The sequence below is a fragment of the Bartonella sp. AD328YNZD genome (assembly GCF_042196425.1).
Map to the genome: position 1 here is coordinate 1 of NZ_JBHIQG010000751.1, position 679 is coordinate 679.

The 679-nt window shown below is 33.3% G+C and carries 1 protein-coding gene; it reads left to right on the forward strand.

Going from position 1 to position 679, the window contains the following annotated elements; genetic code table 11:
- Window positions 1–229: hypothetical protein (locus ACFIO3_RS14830; RefSeq protein WP_375704754.1), on the forward strand; the 229-nt coding region annotated here is incomplete at its 5' end.
- Between the last annotated feature and the right edge of the window lie 450 nt (window positions 230–679).

The following is a 679-nucleotide window of genomic DNA, read 5'->3' on the forward strand; positions in this document are numbered from 1 at the left end:
TGTTGGCGTTTTATTGTTTATTGATTCACGTTACGATATTGAAAGAAATATCCTTTTCTCATCGCTCTCATCCTCTTATCTGATAAAAGACATTATCAATCAATCACAATTTTTCCATGTTTGCTTTATGCAGAAATCTCAATTTATTCGCTCCTCAAGCTCAGAAAAAATAAAATCCTTTTTTCAAACGTCTGAATATCCTATAGAACTTGATGGTGATTTAGTATAAATTAAATAAGATAAGATTATAAACTTCATCGATAAGTTCTTCATTATCACTGGAACCTTAATCACTGGAACCTTATACGTTTTTTTCCTTGCTCTTAGAGCAATAAGCTCTTTCCATAAAAGATTTTGCATAAGCTAATACACGACCTTTAAAGTAATTTTCACAAAAGTGTATTTAAGGTAGGGTAAGAAATCATCTGATTTGTACCTCATTGTACTGAGGCTAGAGATACTAGCTTTGGACAGTGTGAAATAAGAAGCACATGAGATACAAGAACGCCCTTATTTTTTCTAGTAGACATATAATTTTGTGCTCTGAAGATTATCCAATCTTCTCTTTAAGACTTAAGAGCCCCCTCCCCTCGGTATAGCCTTCTCTATAGCTTATAAAACCCAATATTCCTATAACGGGATAAAATTTAGTGATCACGTACTCTATGGCCTTCCCCTT